Here is a 2,826-nt window from a genome sequence, read left to right as displayed (position 1 = left end):
CCGTGTGTTGCCGCGCGACTGCGCCGACGTCGTGCTCGACGTCTGCGGCCTCGACAAGGGCCTGCAGGTGGTGGAAGTCGAGCGCGGCTGGCCCCGCCGCAGCGCCAAGCTGGTGCTGCGCATCGGGCTCGACCGGCTCGCCGAGCACTTCGGGCTCGCCGCCGGGGCCCTCGGGCCCGAGCGCGGCAGGCAGCGGACCTGGATGGCCGGGGACCGGCCGCCCATGTTCGACTGATCCCTGTCAGGCGGCGAGCGCCCGCGCCTCGGAGCGGATGCGGTTGACCATGGCGACCAGCCCGTTCGAGCGCTGCGTGGTCAGGTGCTCGCGCAGCCCCAGTTCATCGAAGACGGCGATCGCGTCGGTGGCCGCGATGTCGCGGGCCGGACGGCCGGAATAGAGCGCGACCAGCACGGCGACCAGCCCGCGCACGATCATCGCGTCCGATTCGCCGCGATAGCTGAGGCGGGCGGCATCCCCTTCCGACACCAGCCAGACCTGGGAGACGCAACCATGGACCTTGTTGGCCGGGGTCTTCTCGTGCTCGGCGAGCGGCGGCAGGGCCTGCCCCAGCTCGATGATGTAGCGGTACCGATCCTCCCAGTCCTCGAGGAAGGAAAGGTTTTCGGCGATGTCCTGGAAGGCCTGGGGATGCGTCATGGCCTCTAGATAGGTCAAACGGCGCCCCGATTGAAGCCGGCGCAACAGGCGGAAACGAAAGGCCCGGCAGAGAGGTGGATCTCCTGCCGGGCCAAACCAGCCGAAACGGCGAGTTTCGGCCAGCCCGCAGCGTGTAGGACAGCGGCGGTTCCGGCGCAAGGCGCTTTGCATGAAGGCGAAGTGCACAAAGACAGAGGCCGGAAGCACGGGGCAGCGTGCTTCCGGCCATCCAGGGATCGCTTGGAGTAGCGTCGGGGGAAGTGACGCGACCCCTGGGGTCAACCCATCCAGGCCGGTCGCGGTCGGGGGAGCGGGACCGGGTGTGTCGACGAATCCTGCATGGTGGAGTCGACGGACGGGAGCTGGTTGCCGGCAAGCACAGCGATGACTGCCTTTCCGCCGGCGCATTCGAGACTATCGCACTGGCTGGCGATGACCTGGCTGACGACGACCTTCTGGCCGGCCTCCAGCGCCTGCCGGGAATACTCCCCGGCCACCCTGCCGAGATCGGCATCCCTGGGCGCGATGATGATGAACATCACCGTGAGCCAGAAGGCGGACCTGAGCAGGAACATCGACACCCTCGCGAAGAACCGGGACGGCGACCTGCCGGCCCGTGTCGTTCATCGCCGTCGAGACTAGCCGGGGCGGCTTAAGTCCCCTTTCGAAATCCCGATAAAATTGGAGACAAATGCCACCCGTTCCGGCCCTGCCGCGGCGCAAGGAAGTGTTTACGCTAACGGGAGAAAGCCCCGGTCCAACCCGGTGCAAAGCGGGGGCATCGGCGCCGCGGCGGGTTCCGCTTAAGCCTGTCTTAGCCGTTGGAGTGGAAGCTCCGGGCAAAGACAAGAAGGACGTCGGGGCGTTGTTTCAGTTTATGCGTAGCCTCTGGTCACGGATGGTGGGTGGCTCCGGCCGCGGCCGCCCCGGTACCGGCGGAAGGCCCGAGCGAATCCGCCGCGCCGCCATTGCCACCAATGCCAGCATCGTGCTTGCCGGCAGCGCGGCGGCAGTGCCGTTCGCCATCTACGCGGTGACGCAGCTGGTCGTGTTGCCCTTCGTGCTCGCCATGGTCGGCCTCGTGACGGGCCTGCTGACGCTCGCGCTCTGCCAGCGCGGCCAGTACGAGCGCGCAGCGGCCGGCCAGGTCTATGCCACCCTGTTCACCGGGCTGCTGCTGACCGTTGCCGATCCGGCCATCGTCGACTTCGGCCTCGCCACGGCGCTGCTGGCGCCGGTTCACGCCTCGCTGCTCACCCGATCGCCGGTGAAGAAGCGCAGCTGGGCCATCCTGGTGGTGGTCGTCGGCGCCGCCGCCCTGTCGAGCCTTGGCCTCCTGGTCTGGCCCGAGGCCTTCCGGCCCGAATTCACCCTGATCGGCGCCGGCGTCTTCGCCCTCGCCGCCTCGGTGGTGGCGCATGCCGCCAATCGGCTGAACTCGGCCTTCGAGGTCTACGAGAAAGGGCAGATCAACGCCTACCGGCACCTGATCGAACATGTGCAGGACGCCGTGATGCGATTCGGCACCGACGGCGCGGTGCTGTTCGTGTCGCGTTCGGCGGAGCGGCTGTTCGGCTGCCGCCGCTTCGAACTGACCGGCCCGGGCCTCCTCGAGCGCATCCACCTGCTCGACCGCCCCGCCTATCTCACCGCCTTCGCCGAGGCCAGTGCCGACGGGCAGACGCGGCGCGTGGAGATCCGCATGCGCCGCGACGAGGCCGACCGGCCGGCCCACCCCAACTTCGTCTGGGTCGAGGTGTCGCTCTCTCCGGTGATCGATCCCGAGCAGACCGACACGCGGCACGAAGTGGTGCTGCTGCTGCGCGACATCACCGAGCGCCATGATCGCGAAAACGAGCTGCAGCAGGCCCGCCTCGCCGCCGAAGAGGCCTCGATCGCCAAGTCGCGCTTCCTCGCCACCATCGGGCACGAACTGCGCACCCCGCTCAACGCCATCGTCGGCTTCTCGGAGATGATGACATCGGGCGTCGTCGGCGAACTCTCGCCGCAGCACAAGGAATACGCCGCGCTCATCCACCAGAGCGGCCAGCACCTGATCGAGGTGGTCAAGATGCTGCTCGACATGTCGCGCCTCGAGGCCGGCAAGTTCGAGCTGCAGACCGAGGCCTTCGCGCCCGACACCCTGGTCGAGCCATGTTTCAAGATGG

4 protein-coding genes are annotated in these 2,826 nt (G+C 68.2%); 2 read left to right on the top strand and 2 right to left on the bottom strand.

Annotated elements, in window-relative coordinates; genetic code table 11:
* A partial coding sequence (locus tag ACE3TU_RS20970; RefSeq protein ID WP_374627789.1) for a DUF6456 domain-containing protein occupies window positions 1-235 on the top strand: 235 nt, incomplete at its 5' end.
* A 6-nt stretch (window positions 236-241) separates the two neighbouring features.
* Here ACE3TU_RS20970 and ACE3TU_RS20965 read toward each other — a convergent pair.
* Together ACE3TU_RS20965 and ACE3TU_RS20960 are read right to left on the bottom strand one after the other, a co-directional pair.
* Window positions 242-658: a SufE family protein gene (locus tag ACE3TU_RS20965; RefSeq protein WP_374627787.1), complete on the bottom strand. Its 417-nt coding sequence runs from the start codon at window positions 656-658 to the stop codon at window positions 242-244.
* A 278-nt stretch (window positions 659-936) separates the two neighbouring features.
* Window positions 937-1,233 (bottom strand): hypothetical protein, encoded by a 297-nt coding sequence (locus tag ACE3TU_RS20960; RefSeq protein WP_374627785.1) that lies wholly within the window; start codon window positions 1,231-1,233, stop codon window positions 937-939.
* 302 nt (window positions 1,234-1,535) lie between these two features.
* On the opposite strand from ACE3TU_RS20960, the gene ACE3TU_RS20955 reads away from it, so the two are divergent.
* The coding region (locus ACE3TU_RS20955; protein WP_374627783.1) for a histidine kinase dimerization/phospho-acceptor domain-containing protein at window positions 1,536-2,826 on the top strand (1,291 nt) is incomplete at its 3' end.

The sequence above is a fragment of the Devosia sp. genome (genome assembly GCF_041917035.1).
Lineage (GTDB): Bacteria > Pseudomonadota > Alphaproteobacteria > Rhizobiales > Devosiaceae > Devosia_A.
The sequence above is the reverse complement of the archived record's forward strand: the minus strand, read 5'-3'. Positions and strand labels throughout refer to the sequence as shown.

Excerpts from the sequence above, each read along its gene's own strand:
- ACE3TU_RS20965 (WP_374627787.1), bottom strand. The coding sequence starts at position 658 with ATGACGCATCCCCAGGCCTTCCAGGACATCGCCGAAAACCTTTCCTTC.
- ACE3TU_RS20960 (WP_374627785.1), bottom strand. The coding sequence starts at position 1,233 with ATGTTCCTGCTCAGGTCCGCCTTCTGGCTCACGGTGATGTTCATCATC.